Consider the following 14,824-nt stretch of genomic DNA (forward strand, 5'->3'; position numbering starts at 1 on the left):
TCCGGCAGGGACTTCATTGGTGGCCCGGGCCCGCGAGCACACCCGTTGCGAAACCCGCGACCGTCGTGTCGGACACGGCCACCGCCACGGCGGCTGCGCTGCCAGGGATGATGCGCGTCGGCGTGACGCGGCCCATCGACAGGATCGGGACAGCCTTTCCTCGCAGCTTCGTGCCCATGTGACCTCCCCGCAACGCGACCGAGATTGCATGCGCGATCGTGTCACGCGCGCTGCCACTCCACGTTCACATGCCGGTCGTGCATGCGCCATGAAAGTGGGGCTGCGCGCAGCACCCACGCCGGCGCGAGCTCAGGCCGACAGGTGCTCGTACACGATGACCGCGCCCACGCCGATCAGGATGATGCCGCCGATCACCTCGGCGCGTCGACCCACCATCGCACCGAGCACGCGACCCAGCATGATGCCCAGCGTGACCATGGTGAACGTGCACAGGCCAATCACCACGGCAACCACGGCGATCGGCGTGTCGACGAAGGCAAGGCCCACGCCCACCGCCAGCGCGTCGATGCTGGTGGACAGGCCGGTCAGTGCGAGGCCGACGAAGCCATGCTTTCTGGTTTCGTCCACGGGCTCGTCCGCCTCCGGCTTCACGCCGTTCCAGATCATGTGCAGGCCCAGCGCCAGCAGCAGGGCGAACGCGGCCCAGTGGTCCCAGGCCTGGATATAGCGCGAGGCGCCCCGGCCCAGCAGCCAGCCGACGACCGGCGTGATCGCCTCGATGACACCGAAGATCAGACCGGCGCGCATGGCCTGGGACAGCCGCGGGCGCGCCATGCCCGCGCCCTTGCCGATCGCCGCGGCGAACGCGTCGGTGGACATGGCGAAGCCGAGCAGCAGGATGGAAACGGGATTCATGCAATGCCTTGTGGTCGGGCCAGGCGCAACGGCAGCACGACGCGCCCGACCTCCGTGGCGCCGTGAACCGCTGGTCTCGCCAACCGGGATCGGTGTCCTCGCCACGGCGGATGGACGCCGAGCATGTTGACGAAGACGCCTCGTCGCGACGAGGCAGGCTACTCCCCAAGGGGTATGGATGAGCCGGGATGTCCGGCACAACCGTCGGCAAGGGTAACACGGCGGCCGGGGCTGTCGGCATTCCACGCTACAATTGCCGGTTCGCGTCCCCAACGACACATCTCCATGTCCAGCCATCTCCAGGAAACCCGCCGTCGCCGTACCTTCGCCATCGTCAGCCATCCTGACGCGGGCAAGACCACGCTGACCGAAAAACTGCTGCTGTTCGGCGGCGCGATCCAGCTGGCGGGCTCGGTGAAGAGCCGCAAGACGTCGCGCAGCGCCACCTCGGACTGGATGGCGCTGGAGAAGGAGCGCGGGATTTCGGTGACCTCGTCGGTGATGCAGTTCCCTTACGAGGGCAAGATCGTCAACCTGCTCGACACGCCGGGACACGCGGACTTCTCCGAGGACACCTACCGCGTGCTGACCGCGGTGGACTCGGCGCTGATGGTGATCGACTGCGCCAAGGGCGTGGAGGAACGCACGATCAAGCTGATGGAGGTGTGCCGCCTGCGCGACACGCCGATCATGACTTTCATCAACAAGCTCGACCGCGAGGGCCGCTCGCCGATCGAGCTGCTGGACGAGGTGGAGTCGGTGCTGGGCATCGCCTGCGCCCCGCTGACCTGGCCGATCGGCATGGGCAAGCGGCTGAAGGGCGTGTACCACCTGGCGCTGGACGAGGTCCACGTGTTCGAGCAGGGCAAGAATTTCACCCGGCAGGATTCCACCATCTTCAAGAGCCTGGACGCGCCGGGCCTGGTCGAGCGGATCGGCGAGGAAGCCATGCGCGAACTGCGCGAGGAACTCGAGCTGGTGCAGGGCGCGGCGCCCTCGTTCGACCTCGACGAATACCTGGCCGGCCGGCAGACGCCGGTGTTCTTCGGCTCGGCGGTGAACAATTTCGGCGTGCAGCTGCTGCTGGACTTCTTCGTCGAGCACGCGCCGTCGCCGCAGCCGCGCGACACCACCTCGCGGACGATCGAGCCGGAAGAGGAAAAACTGTCCGGCTTCGTGTTCAAGATCCAGGCCAACATGGACCCGGCTCACCGCGACCGCGTGGCCTTCATGCGCGTGTGTTCGGGCACCTACAACGCCGGCATGAAGATGGTGCAGACGCGCACCGGCAAGGAAGTGCGCATCGCCAATGCGCTGACCTTCATGGCCAGTGATCGCGAGATCGTCGAAACGGCCTACCCCGGCGACGTGATCGGCCTGCACAACCACGGCACCATCACCATCGGCGACACCTTCACCGAGGGCGAACAGGTTTCCTTCACCGGCATCCCCAACTTCGCCCCCGAACTGTTCCGTCGCGCCCGGCTGCGCGATCCGCTGAAGATGAAGGCGCTGCAGAAGGGCCTGGCGCAGCTGTCCGAGGAGGGCGCGACCCAGTTCTTCCGCCCCCTGATGTCGAACGACCTGATCCTGGGTGCGGTCGGCGTGCTGCAGTTCGAGGTGGTCGCCTATCGGCTGAAGGACGAGTACAACGTCGACGCCACCTTCGAGCCGGTCACCGTCAGCACCGCGCGCTGGGTGCACTGCGACGACGAGAAGAAGCTGGACGAGTTCCGCGAGAAGAACGCGATGAACCTGGCCATCGACGGCGCCGGCGAACTGGTCTACATCGCGCCGACCCGGGTCAACCTGCAGCTGGCGCAGGAGCGCTGGCCACAGGTGCGCTTCGCCAACACGCGCGAGCACGCGGCGGCCGTCGACGTCTGAATTCCCGGCGGCATGACGGTCGTCACTGGGCAACCCGGCGACTGACCGCTAACCTGCGCTGATTCCAACCGGGGGAAACCAGCACATGCCGCAGCCAGCCATCGCCTTCGTCACGCCCGCCGATGCACCTCCGTGGAAACGCTGGCTGGTGTATTCGGCCGGTGCGCGCATCGTGATCTTCATCGCGCTGTTCATCGCGCTGAGTTTTGCCGCTGGCGCCGTGCTGCACCTGCTGGGTCTGGGCAAGGCCTCACCGCCGCTGGAACGCGCGTTCGGCCAGTTCGTCATCCGCGCCCTGATCCCGCTGCTGGTTTACCTGATCCTGGTGAAATGGATCGAGCGCCGGCGCATGCGCGAACTGGCGCCAGCCACGCTGCTGCCGCAAGGCCTGCTGGGCGTGGCGTTCGGCGTGGTGCTTTTCAGCATCATCGTCGGCGTGATGTACCTGCTGGGCAGCTACCAGGTGACCGGCACCAACCCGGATGCGGCATGGTTGCCGGCCCTGCTGGTGGTGGGGCTGGGTGCGGGCATCGGCGAGGAGATCATGTTCCGCGGCGTGCTGTTCCGCATCGTCGAGGAAGGCATGGGCACCTGGGCCGCGCTGATCATCTCGGCGCTGTTCTTCGGCGCCGTGCACCTGGGCAATCCCGGCGCCACGCTGTGGAGTTCACTGGCGATCGCGATCGAGGCCGGCCTGCTGTTCGGCCTGCTGTACCACGTGACCCGCTCGCTGCCGCTGTGCATGGGCCTGCACGCGGCGTGGAACTTCACCCAGGGCACGATCTACGGCATCCCCGTTTCGGGCACTGACGCTGACGGCTGGCTGGTATCCACCCGCAGCGGCCCGGACTGGCTCAGCGGCGGCGTGTTCGGGGCCGAGGCTTCGGTGGTCGCGCTCGCGCTGTGTTCACTGTGCACGGTGGGCCTGCTGGTGATGGCCCTGCGTCGGGGTTCGATCGTTCCGTTGCGCTCACGCCGCTGAGCGGCAGGCGGCGAAACCGGTGGCTGGCCCGGAGCTGAATTCGCCACGGCACGCGGTTGGGGTTTGGTCGGCGTAGCGGCTACCCTGAGGACGGGTCGCCGACCGGCGACCCCACCTCGCCGGTATCGGACACCGCCATGGCCACCCACAATTCGCAGCAGCCCGGTTACCGCAGGAAGATCTCGTGGCTGGCCAACCAGCCACTGACGCGCAAGATGATGCTGGCCATCGGCCTGCTGCTGGGCGTGTTCCTGGTCGCCAACGTGGTGACCCTGCACTCCCTGCAGACGCAGGAGAGCAACCGGCGCTGGGCCGGCCACACCTATCAGGCCCTGCTGCAGATCGACACGGTGCAACGCGCCGCGCAGACCGCCCAGGTGGGCGCGCGCGGCTTTCTGCTGACGGGGTCGGACAACGAGCTCGCATTGTTCCGGAAGTCCACGCGCGAGCTGGACCTGCGCATTCGCGGGTTGCGCCAGCTGGTGGCGGACAACCCCCTGCAGCAGGGCCGGCTCGACGCCGTGGCCGCCATGGCCGGCCGCTGGCAACGCCAGGTGGTCGATCTGGGCATCACACCGTTGCAGCGGCTGGACCCGGGCGCCCCGGACGCCGCCCTGGAACGTCAGCGCATCCAGGCCGGATACATCGCCGGGCGCACCGTGCGCGTCGAGGAGATATCCGCGGTGCTGGACCAGATGGCCGACGAGGAAAGCCGTCTGCTGGCCCTGCGCAACCAGCAGCTGGACCTGACCCTGCGCAACACCAAGGCGCTGAACGCGCTTTCCATCCTGCTCGGCATCCTGCTCGGCATCACCGTCATCCGGCTGACCTCGCAACTGGTGATCCGCCCGCTGCGGCGCCTCACCGACCAGATGACCCAGCTGTCCCACCACAACCACGACTTCGAGATACGCCGGCTGGATCGCCGCGACGAGGTGGGCGAGATCGCCCGCGCGCTGCAGGTGTTCAAGCAGATGTCGCTGGACACCGCGGCGCGCTCCTGGATCCGCTCCAGGGTGGCGGACATTTCCCAGGTGCTGCTGCAGGCCACCACCCACAAGGACTTCGCCCAGTGGCTGACCAGCGAAGTGGTGCCGCTGTGCAACGCGGGCCTGGGACTGTTCTACTCGTTCGATGACGCGCGTCATCGGCTGGACCTGCTGGGCAGTTACGGCTTGCGCCTCAGCAACCGGTCCGCCGACCAGTACATGCCCGGCGAGGGCCTCGTCGGGCAGTGCGCGGTGGATCGCAAGGCGATCATCCTGGACCAGGTGCCGGCCGACTACCTGCACATCGATTCGGGCAGCGGCGAGGCGGTGCCCACCCATCTCGCGATCCTGCCGGTGATCTATCGCGAAACCCTGATCGGCGTGCTGGAACTGGCCAGCTTCGCGGCGCTGACCGCCCTGCAGAGGCAGCTGCTGGACGAGTTGCTGCCGATCGTGGCGCTGGCGCTGGAGAACCTCAACCAGGCCGTGCATACCCAGGACCTGCTGCAGCAGACGCAGGAACAGGCGGACGAGCTGCGCCTGTCCGAGCTGGTGATGCGCCAGCAGAAGGAGGTGCTGCACGAAAGCAACGCCACGCTGCAGGCGAAGACCGCCGAGCTGGAGGAGCAGTCGAAGCGCCTGATCGCCTCCGAGGAGGAACAACGCGTGCAGGCCGAGGAGCTGCGCTCCTCCAACGAAGAGCTGCGCGACATGACGGACAGCCTGAACCGGCAGAAGGTCGTGCTGGAGGAGTTGCAGCAGGAAACCGCGGAAAAGGCGGCCGAGCTGGCGCGAGCCAGCCAGTACAAGTCGGAATTCCTGGCCAACATGTCGCATGAGCTGCGCACGCCGCTGAACAGCCTGCTGATCCTGTCGCGCAGCCTCGCCGACAACGACACCGGCAACCTCGACGACGAGCAGATCGAATCGGCGCAGATCATCCACGACGCCGGCAACAGCCTGCTGCACCTGATCAACGACATCCTGGACCTGTCCAAGGTCGAGGCCGGCAAGATGGAGCTGATGGTCGAGGAGGTTTCCCTCGCCGAGCTGGGCAGGCGCTTGCAGCGCAACTTCACCCATGTCGCCAGCAACAAGCAGCTCGGCTTCGAGATGACGATCGACCCGGGGTTGCCCGACGTCATCGCCACCGATGGCGGCAAGGTCGAGCAGATCGCCAACAACCTGCTCAGCAATGCGTTCAAGTTCACCGCCAGCGGGGCGGTGACACTGCACATCGGCCGTCCGCAGGCTGACCTGGAAATGCCTGCGGCGCTGTCCGGCCAGCCGCTGCTGGCGATCACCGTGAGCGACACCGGCATCGGCATTCCGCCGGACAAGCTCGAGCGCATCTTCAACGCGTTCGAGCAGGTCGACGCCAGCACCAGCCGCCAATTCGGCGGTACCGGCCTGGGCCTGGCGATCTCGCGCAAGATGGCGCAACTGCTGGGTGGCGACGTGGTGCTGCGCAGCGACGCCGGACGCGGCAGCCAGTTCACCCTGTTGCTGCCGGAAACCCCGCCGGCCACCACTGCACCCGTCGTCGAGACGGAAGCCGCCCACGCGACGCAAGCCCGTCGCATCGCCCCGCCGGCGCTGCTGCCCGCCGCCATCGAGGACGACCGGCAGTCGCTGCTGCCGGGCCAGGTCACCATCCTGGTGATCGAGGATGACCCCGCTTTCGTGCGCATCCTGATCGACCTGATCCATCGCCGGGGCTATCGGGCGCTGGCCGCGCTGGACGGCGAATCCGGCCTGCAGCTGGCGCGCGAACATCACCCGTCGGGCATCCTGCTGGACGTGTCACTGCCGGTGATGGACGGCTGGACGGTGCTCGATCGGCTCAAGGTGGATGAGGCAACGCGCTCGATCCCCGTCCATTTCGTGTCGGTCAGCGACGTCGGCAGGCGCGGCATGGAACGGGGCGCGGTCGGCTTCCTGACCAAGCCGGTCAGTCGCGAGGCGATTGCCGAGGCCCTGGATCGCCTGCTGCGCTTCGGCGAGGGCAAGCGCCGCCGGTTGCTGGTGGTGGAGGATGACGCCGCCTCGCGCAAGGCCATCCGCACCGCGCTGCGTGGCCACCACGTGGAGCTCGATGAGGCGGATTCGGCCGAGGACGCGCTGCCGAAGATCGCCGAGGTCAGCTACGACTGCATCGTGCTGGACCTGGGCTTGCCGGGCATGTCGGGCCTGGAGTTGATGGAGCACCTGTCGGACCGACCGGAAGCGATGCCGCCGGTAGTGGTGTACTCGGGGCGCGAACTGGACCCGGCCGAACAGCTGAAACTGCGCCGGTACGCCGACGCCATCGTGCTCAAGGGCGCCCGTTCCAGCGAACGCCTGCTGCAGGAAGTGGGCGCCTTCCTGCAGGACATCCCGCGACCCGCAGCGACGCCCGCAACGACGGAGGCGGCTCCGACAGCCACGCTGGCCGGCCACCGCGTGCTGCTGGTGGACGACGACATGCGCAACCTGTTCGCGCTGTCCAAGGTGCTGCGCGGCTGGGGCCTGCAGGTCGAGATGGCCCAAGACGGCTACAAGGCGCTGGCCGCCTTGCAGACCGGCGAGCGGCCCGACCTGATCCTGATGGACATCATGATGCCGGGCATGGACGGCTATGCGACGATACGCAACATCCGCGACATGGCCGACTTCACGACGCTGCCGATCATCGCCGTGACGGCGAAGGCGATGACCGGCGACCGCGAGCTGTGCCTGCAGATGGGCGCCAACGACTATCTGTCCAAACCGATCGACATCGACAAGCTCGCCATCATGCTGCGCCATTGGCTGACGAGCGAGCCATCGTGAGCGCCAGCCGCGAGAGGCCGCAGCAAGCGCTGCCCGGCAGCAGCGCACTGGTGGAAGAAGACCGGGTTTACGCGGAACCACGACCGCATCGGCTACGGTGCCCTTCCGGACGCGGGGAGCAGCGGGCATGACCAGCGAATCGATGAAGCCGAAGATCCTGATCGTCGACGACACGCCGGCGAACCTGGTGGCGATGCGCCGCCTGCTCGCGCACAGCGGCGCGCAACTGTTCGAGGCGACCAGCGGCAACCAGGCGCTGGCGCTGTGCCTGGATCACGAGTTCGCGCTGATCCTGCTCGACGTCAACATGCCGGACATGGACGGTTTCGAGGTGGCCAGCCTGCTCGGCGACACCGAGCACCTCAGCGGGACGCCGATCATCTTCGTCACCGCCGCCTACGCCGACGACCTGAACCGGCTCAAGGGGTACCACTCCGGCGCGGTGGATTACATCGCCAAACCGATCAACGACGTGATCCTGCAGTCCAAGGTGCGCGTTTTCCTGGAGCTCCATTCCGCGCGGATGAAACTGCGCGAGGCGATGGCCGAGCTGGCCGATCGCAACGAGGAGCTGCAACGCGAGATCACCGAGCGCAAGCTGATCGAAACCATGGTGCGCCACCAGGCCAGCCACGACCCGCTCACCGGCCTGCCCAACCGCATCCTGTTCCGTGACCGCCTGCAGGGAGCGATCCAGCGCGCCAACCGGCACCACATCAGCTTCGCCTTGGCCTGCATCGACATTGACGGGTTCAAGGGCGTCAACGATCGCCACGGCCACGCCGCCGGCGACGCGCTGCTGCAGGAGATCGCCAGTCGCCTGCCCACGCACCTGCGCAGCAACGACACCGTGGCCCGCCTGGGCGGCGACGAGTTCGCACTGGTGCTGGAGGAAATCGACGACCCGCAGATGGCGCTGCAGTTGTGCGAGAAACTCTGCGCCGCACTGGGCGAGCCCTACAGCCTGCGCGTCAACGGCGAGCGGGTCGAGGTTCGCGTCGGCGCCAGCATCGGCATCGCGCCATACACCCCGAGCGGACAGGCCGATGCGGAAGAGCAACTGATGCAGGCGGCGGACAACGCCATGTACGAAGCCAAGCGCAACGGCAAGAACCGCTGCGTGCTGGCAAGGACGTGAAACGCACCGCGCCACCCGTCAGGTGGCGCGGCGATCTTTCAGACCTGGCGATCTTTCGGACTTAGTGGCCGGCCGAATTCTGCGGACGGATCTTGAGTGCGCGCAGCTCGTCGGTGTCGAAGTCATCCACCGAGATGAACTCGAACACGCCTTCGCGCACGCGACGCAGCAGGCCCGCTTCGGCCTCGGAGATCACCCCGGCCTGCTGCGCCTCGGCGAGCTGGCCCAGATAGTCGTGCGCGGCGAACTGGCCCGACTTCAGCGCCTTGCCGAACTTGCGGTCGACCGGCTCGGCGGCGATCACGTCAGGCAGCAACGCCTTCATGCGGCCGATCGTGTTGTTCGCCGTGGGCGTGGTGTAGACCCAGGCGGTGAGGCGTTCGAGAGCCTCGTTCGGCGCGGTGAGCAGCGCGGCCACGCGACGGCCCAGGCGATCGGACGGCGGCACTTCGCGACGACCCAGCGGGAACACCAGCACGCGCAGCAGCCATGCCACCGGGCGCACCGGGAAGTTGCGGATCGCGCCATCCAGCGCGTTCTGGATCAACCACATGCACTGGTGGAAACCCCAGGCCAGGAACGGGCGATCCGCTTCCGGCCGGCCGTTGTCCTCGTACTGCTTGAGCATGGCGCTGGCGATGTACAGGTAGCTGAGCACGTCGCCCAGGCGTGCGGACAGCTTCTCCTTGAACTTCAGCTTGCCGCCCAGCACGCCCATGAACACGTCGGCGCACAGCGCCAGCGCGGCGGAGTAGCGATCCAGCTTGCGGTAGTAGCGGCGCGTATAGGCGTCGCCGGCGGTCTCGCCGATGCTGGCGCCACTCAGGCCCATCGCCAGGCTGCGCACCGCGTTGGAGATGCCGAAGCCGATGTGGCCGAACAGCAGGCGATCGAACACCTTCAGCTGCTCGCCGCGATCGACGATCGACAGCGCCTGCATTTCCTTCAGCACGTAAGGATGGCAGCGGATCGCGCCCTGGCCGAAGATCATCAGGCTGCGCGTCATGATGTTGGCGCCCTCCACCGTGATCGCGATCGGCACCGCCGACCAGCCACGCCCGGCGTAGTTGCTCGGCCCCAGCTGCACCGCCTTGCCGCCGTGCACGTCCATGGTGTCGCTGGCGATCTGCCGCGCCCATTCGGTGGCGTGATACTTCGCGATCGCCGACGGCACCGCCGGCTTCTCGCCGCGATCAACCGCGGCCGCGGTGGCACGTGACAGCGCTGCGGTGGCATAGGTCAGGCCGCCGATGCGCGCCAGCGCCTCCTCGACGCCCTCGAAACGAGCCACCGCCAGACCGAACTGCTTGCGCATGCGGGCGTACGCGCCGGTGGCCAGCGCCGAGGCACGCATGCCACCGGTGGCGTTGGACGGCAGCGAGATCGCGCGGCCCACCGACAGGCACTCGACCAGCATGCGCCAGCCGTGACCGGCCATCTGCGGGCCGCCGATCAGCACCGACAGCGGCGCGAACACGTCCTTGCCGCGCACCGGTCCGTTCTGGAACGGGATGTTCAGCGGGAAGTGGCGACGACCGATTTCCAGTCCCGGCGTGGCGCGCGGCAGCAGCGCCAGGGTAATGCCGAGGTCTTCCTTGTCGCCGAGCAGATGCTCCGGGTCGAACATGCGGAAGGCCAGGCCGACCACGGTGGCCACCGGCGCCAGCGTGATGTAGCGCTTGTCGAAGCTGAGCCTGATGCCCAGCGTTTCCACGCCGTCGACAAGCTGCTTGCAGACGATGCCGGTGTCGGGGATCGAGGTGGCGTCGGAACCGGCGTACGGGCCGGTCAGCGCGAAACACGGGATTTCCTCACCCACGGCAAGCCGCGGCAGGTAATGATTCTTCTGCTCGTCGCTGCCGTAGTGCAGCAGCAGTTCGGCCGGCCCCAGCGAGTTCGGCACGGCCACCGTCGAGGCGACCGTGGCCGACATGCTGTTGAGCTTCTGCAGCACCGCCGAATGCGCCAGCGCGGAGAACTGCAGGCCGCCGTACTGCTTAGGGATGATCATGCCGAAGAAGCGGTTCTTCTTGATGAAGTCCCACACGTTCGGCGGCAGATCGGCCAGCTCGTGGGTGATCTGCCAGTCGTCGATCATCGCGCACAACTGTTCCACCGGGCCGTCCATGAAAGCCTGCTCTTCCACGCTGAGCTCCGGCTTCGGCTGCTTCAGCAGCTCGTGCCAGTCCGGCTTGCCGGAGAACAGCTCGCCCTCGAAGCCCACCGTGCCCGCTTCCAGCGCGGTCTGCTCGGTCTCGGACAGTTTCGGCGTGACCTTGGCGAACATCTTCAGCAGCGGCGCGCTGATCTGCCTGCGGCGGAAGTCGACCAGCAGCAGCGGCACGGCGATCGCCAGTTCGATGATCAGCAAGATCGCCGTGGTCCACGGCGCATGCACCAGCAGGCCGACCACCAGCGTGGTGACGATGGTGGCGATCGCCCACGTACGCAGGCTGGTGCGATGGTAGGCGCAGGCGCCGGTGGCAATCAGCGCCGCCAGCAGGGTCAGTAGCACGGACATCTCAACACCTCATTGCGATTGAACGGCGGCGGCGAGCCGGCCGACGGGTAATGAATCAAGACTCTGCACGAAGCGCACGACCTCGCGCGTGAAGGCATCGTTCGCGTCACCGGCCACCATGTGCGTGGCGTGCGGCAACTCGACGTGTTCGGCGTGCGGCACCAGTTGCAGGAACTCGTCGACCGTGGCACGCGACACCACGTCGCTGCGGGCGCCGGACAGCAGCAGCACGGGCACGGAAATCTTCATCGCGGCGGCCTGCAGGCGAGGCTGATAGCGCTCGCTTTCCTGCACCAGATCGCCCGCCAGCAGGGCCGGGTCCCAATGCCAGCGCAGCCGACCGTCGGCACCTTCGCGCAACAACGGGCGCAGCTGCTGTTCGCTCTTGCGCTCGCGTCGCTGCGGCAGGTATGCGGCGATCTGCTCGGCCGCATCGGCATAGTTGTCGAAGCCGTCCGGGTGCGCCTGCATGAAGGCCAGGATGCGTTCCACGCCGGCGGTTTCCCAGCGCGGGGTGATGTCGACCAGCACCAGGGCGCGAAACGGCGAAGGATGGATCTCGCCGGCCAGCACCATGCCGAGCAGACCGCCCATCGACGCGCCTACCAGGATCGGCGGCTGCGGTTGTGCATGGGCCAGGCGCAGCAGGTCATCGGCGAACTGGTCCATGTGATAGCCGGCCCCGTGGGGAACGCGATCGCTTTCGCCATGACCACGGCTGTCGAACGTCACGCAGCGGCAACCCGCCTCGGCCAGTGCCATCGCTGCGCCCGTCCAGGCATGGCGGGTCTGGCCGAAACCGTGGGCAAACAGCAAGCCGGGATCGCCATCGGCATGGCGGATCTCCACCGCCAGATCCAGGTCGGCGACGGGGAAGCGGGAGCAGGCAGCGGCGTGGCGATCACTCTGAACCATACGTATGAGTATGGATTGCCTCGGCGAACCTCGTCAACCGTGCCGCCAGCGTGGGCCGCGGAGCCCGCGCCCGGGCTCCGCGGCCCCACACATTACAAATGCACGGCGTCTGGCTACCATACGGACATGAATGTCAGCAGCAAGCCAGAACGTACCCGGCTGTCCGCCGAAGATTGGGAACTTGCCGCCCTGCAGCTGATCGCCGAACAAGGCGTGGGCGCGCTGGCGGTGGAAGCTCTCGCCCGCCAACTCGGCGTCACCAAGGGCAGCTTCTACTGGCATTTCCGCACCCGTGAAGCGCTGCTGCATGCGGCACTGGAACGCTGGGAACAGTACGGCGAGCGCGAAGTGCTGGGGCAGATCGAACAGATCAGCGACCCGCGCAAGCGGCTGCCGGAACTGTTCCGTCGGGTCGCCCACGAACTGCAGCCGCACCGCGTGTACGCCGCGCTGCTGAAAGCGCTGGATCACCCCCAGGTGGTGCCGGTGATGGCGCGGGTGTCGCAGCGCCGGATGGAGTTCCTGACCACGGCCTACCGCGAATCCGGCCTGCCGCCGCCGCAGGCCCTGAACCGGGCCCGGCTGACCTACGCCGCCTATGTCGGATTCCTGCAACTCAACTTCACCCTGGGACTGCCGCGACTGAACCTGGAAGAGTTCGACGCCTATGTCGAACACATGATCGCGACCCTGATTCCGGCCTGAACGGAAAGCGCTGGAAAAGCCCCGAACGGCGCCCTCTGGCGCCGTTTTTTGTTGCATGCAGCCTTGCAATACCAGTGCCTGCAAACTACCGTTTCAGATCAATTTTTCAAAAAACCTCAAGAGGACACGATGGCCAGCAAGCTGGAAGCGCTCGCGCAGTGGGTCGATGAAGTCGCCGCCCTGACCCGGCCCGCGAAGATTCACTGGTGCGACGGCTCGGATGCCGAATATCAATCCCTGGTGCAGCAGATGCTGGCCGACGGCACCCTGATCGAGCTGAACCAGCAGACCCATCCGGGTTGCTACCTGCACCGCTCCCATCCCACCGACGTGGCCCGGGTCGAACACCTCACCCTGGTCTGCCACCCGAATCAGGAAGACACCGGCCCGAACAACCACTGGATGGACCCGGCCGAGGCGCACGCGAAGATCGATGCCCTGTTCGACGGCTGCATGGAAGGCCGCACCATGTACGTGATCCCGTACTGCATGGGACCGATCGACTCGCCGCTGTCGCGCTGCGGGGTCGAGATCACCGACAGCCCGTACGTGGTTGCCAACATGAAGATCATGACCCGCATGGGCGCCGCCGCGCAGGCCCGCATCGAGCGCGATGGCAGCTTCGTCAGGGGCCTGCACTCGAAAGGCGAGCTCGACCCCGAACGCCGCTGGATCATGCACTTCCCGGCCGAGCTGTCGATCAAGTCCTACGGCTCGGGCTACGGCGGCAACGCCCTGCTGGGGAAGAAATGCCACGCGCTGCGCATCGCCTCGAACCAGGCCCGCACGGAAGGCTGGCTGGCCGAGCACATGCTGATCGTGGGCATCGAGAACCCGCAGGGCGAAACGCACTACGTCGCCGCCGCCTTCCCGTCTGCCTGCGGCAAGACCAACCTCGCCATGCTGATTCCGCCGGAAGGCTACCGCCAGGCCGGCTGGAAGGTGTGGACGGTGGGCGATGACATCTGCTGGATGCGTCCCGGCGCAGATGGACGGCTGTACGCGATCAACCCGGAAGCGGGCTTCTTCGGCGTGGCGCCGGGCACCAGCAACGCCACCAACCCGAACGCACTGAAGAGCATTTCGCACGACACCATCTTCACCAACGTCGCGGTCACCGCCGACAACCAGCCGTGGTGGGAAGGCCTGCCCGGCACGCCGGTCACCGACTGGCAGGGGCGTCCATATGACCCGGCCAATGGCCCGGCCGCCCATCCCAACTCCCGCTTCACGGTCAGCGCGCGCCAGTGTCCGACCTGGTCGGAAATGGCCGAAGCGCCCCAAGGCGTGCCGATCAGCGCGATCGTGTTCGGCGGCCGCCGCCCCTCGCTGCTGCCGCTGGTGATGGAATCGCGCGACTGGACGCACGGCGTGCTGATGGGCGCCGCGATGGGTTCGGAAACCACCGCCGCCGCCACCGGCGCGGTCGGCGTGCTGCGCCGCGACTCGATGGCGATGAAGCCGTTTGCCGGCTATCACTACGGCGACTATTTCGCGCACTGGCTGTCGTTCGACCAGCCGGGCGCGAAGCTGCCGAAGGTGTTTCACGTCAACTGGTTCCGCAAGGGCGCCGACGGCAAGTTCCTGTGGCCGGGCTTCGGCGACAACCTGCGCGTGCTGGAATGGATGATCGATCGCGCCGAAGGCCGCGTCAGCGGTGTGGAGACGCCGATCGGCATCCTGCCGGCCGAGGGCGAACTGAAGCTGGACGGCCTCAGGCTCGACCAGGCGCACCTGGACGAACTGCTCGACGTGGACCTGGCCGGCTGGCAGGCCGAACTGGCCGCCATCGGCGACTACCTGCAGACCTTCGCCCCGCGCCTGCCCGAGTCGTTGCAACGAGAGCAGCAGCGGGTTGCCGACGCACTGGACAGGGTCAGCGAGCAGCCGCGCCGCGAAGCGACGGCGTCCTGAAGTGACCGATCGCGGGCAGGCCGCCACGACCTGCCCGCGCGGCTTCAAACCCTTTCGCGCGGTGGCGCATCCAAGCTGGCAAGATG

The 14,824-nt window shown here is 67.2% G+C and carries 10 protein-coding genes; 6 read left to right on the forward strand and 4 right to left on the reverse strand.

Translation table 11 applies throughout. From position 1 onward, the window contains the following. Positions 1-13 precede the first annotated feature (13 nt). Complete coding sequence (locus ABNK63_RS13910) at positions 14-178, reverse strand: hypothetical protein (RefSeq protein WP_350015965.1); 165 nt, start codon at positions 176-178, stop codon at positions 14-16. Between the two features lie 131 nt (positions 179-309). Further along, entirely contained in the window at positions 310-876 is a 567-nt protein-coding gene (locus ABNK63_RS13915) for a manganese efflux pump MntP family protein (RefSeq protein ID WP_007807647.1), read from the reverse strand. Positions 877-1,161: 285 nt separating this feature from the next. Between ABNK63_RS13915 and ABNK63_RS13920 the strand changes: the two genes are divergently transcribed. From ABNK63_RS13920 to ABNK63_RS13935, 4 genes are all read left to right on the forward strand, one after another. Further along, complete coding sequence (locus ABNK63_RS13920; protein ID WP_007807645.1) at positions 1,162-2,763, forward strand: peptide chain release factor 3; 1,602 nt, start codon at positions 1,162-1,164, stop codon at positions 2,761-2,763. A gap of 85 nt (positions 2,764-2,848) precedes the next feature. Next, positions 2,849-3,745: a type II CAAX endopeptidase family protein gene (locus tag ABNK63_RS13925; RefSeq protein WP_350015966.1), complete on the forward strand. Its 897-nt coding sequence runs from the start codon at positions 2,849-2,851 to the stop codon at positions 3,743-3,745. 137 nt (positions 3,746-3,882) lie between these two features. Continuing rightward, positions 3,883-7,545 (forward strand): response regulator, encoded by a 3,663-nt coding sequence (locus tag ABNK63_RS13930; RefSeq protein WP_350015967.1) that lies wholly within the window; start codon positions 3,883-3,885, stop codon positions 7,543-7,545. A 127-nt stretch (positions 7,546-7,672) separates the two neighbouring features. After that, a complete protein-coding gene (locus ABNK63_RS13935; RefSeq protein ID WP_350015968.1) occupies positions 7,673-8,683 on the forward strand; it encodes a diguanylate cyclase in 1,011 nt (336 codons plus the stop codon). Between the two features lie 61 nt (positions 8,684-8,744). Here ABNK63_RS13935 and ABNK63_RS13940 read toward each other — a convergent pair whose 3' ends face one another. Beyond that, positions 8,745-11,204 (reverse strand): acyl-CoA dehydrogenase, encoded by a 2,460-nt coding sequence (locus ABNK63_RS13940; protein WP_350015969.1) that lies wholly within the window; start codon positions 11,202-11,204, stop codon positions 8,745-8,747. Between the two features lie 9 nt (positions 11,205-11,213). Beyond that, a complete protein-coding gene (locus ABNK63_RS13945) occupies positions 11,214-12,119 on the reverse strand; it encodes an alpha/beta hydrolase (protein WP_007807635.1) in 906 nt (301 codons plus the stop codon). A 126-nt stretch (positions 12,120-12,245) separates the two neighbouring features. On the opposite strand from ABNK63_RS13945, the gene ABNK63_RS13950 reads away from it, so the two are divergent. Further along, the gene (locus tag ABNK63_RS13950) at positions 12,246-12,824 is read left to right on the forward strand and encodes a TetR/AcrR family transcriptional regulator (protein WP_007807633.1); all 579 of its coding nucleotides are present in this window, start codon (positions 12,246-12,248) and stop codon (positions 12,822-12,824) included. A 129-nt stretch (positions 12,825-12,953) separates the two neighbouring features. After that, the gene (locus ABNK63_RS13955) at positions 12,954-14,738 is read left to right on the forward strand and encodes a phosphoenolpyruvate carboxykinase (GTP) (RefSeq protein WP_350015970.1); all 1,785 of its coding nucleotides are present in this window, start codon (positions 12,954-12,956) and stop codon (positions 14,736-14,738) included. The last annotated feature ends 86 nt before the right edge of the window (positions 14,739-14,824 follow it).

Origin of the sequence: Rhodanobacter sp. IGA1.0 (assembly GCF_040208325.1) — a bacterium.
GTDB classification, from domain to species: Bacteria; Pseudomonadota; Gammaproteobacteria; order Xanthomonadales; family Rhodanobacteraceae; genus Rhodanobacter; species Rhodanobacter spathiphylli.

What these genes read in the sequence shown, in the direction of transcription:
- ABNK63_RS13910 (WP_350015965.1), bottom strand. Translation starts at nt 178, where the DNA reads ATGGGCACGAAGCTGCGAGGAAAGGCTGTCCCGATCCTGTCGATGGGC.
- ABNK63_RS13915 (WP_007807647.1), bottom strand. Translation starts at nt 876, where the DNA reads ATGAATCCCGTTTCCATCCTGCTGCTCGGCTTCGCCATGTCCACCGAC.
- ABNK63_RS13920 (WP_007807645.1), top strand. Translation starts at nt 1,162, where the DNA reads ATGTCCAGCCATCTCCAGGAAACCCGCCGTCGCCGTACCTTCGCCATC.
- ABNK63_RS13925 (WP_350015966.1), top strand. Translation starts at nt 2,849, where the DNA reads ATGCCGCAGCCAGCCATCGCCTTCGTCACGCCCGCCGATGCACCTCCG.
- ABNK63_RS13930 (WP_350015967.1), top strand. Translation starts at nt 3,883, where the DNA reads ATGGCCACCCACAATTCGCAGCAGCCCGGTTACCGCAGGAAGATCTCG.
- ABNK63_RS13935 (WP_350015968.1), top strand. Translation starts at nt 7,673, where the DNA reads ATGACCAGCGAATCGATGAAGCCGAAGATCCTGATCGTCGACGACACG.
- ABNK63_RS13940 (WP_350015969.1), bottom strand. Translation starts at nt 11,204, where the DNA reads ATGTCCGTGCTACTGACCCTGCTGGCGGCGCTGATTGCCACCGGCGCC.
- ABNK63_RS13945 (WP_007807635.1), bottom strand. Translation starts at nt 12,119, where the DNA reads ATGGTTCAGAGTGATCGCCACGCCGCTGCCTGCTCCCGCTTCCCCGTC.
- ABNK63_RS13950 (WP_007807633.1), top strand. Translation starts at nt 12,246, where the DNA reads ATGAATGTCAGCAGCAAGCCAGAACGTACCCGGCTGTCCGCCGAAGAT.
- ABNK63_RS13955 (WP_350015970.1), top strand. Translation starts at nt 12,954, where the DNA reads ATGGCCAGCAAGCTGGAAGCGCTCGCGCAGTGGGTCGATGAAGTCGCC.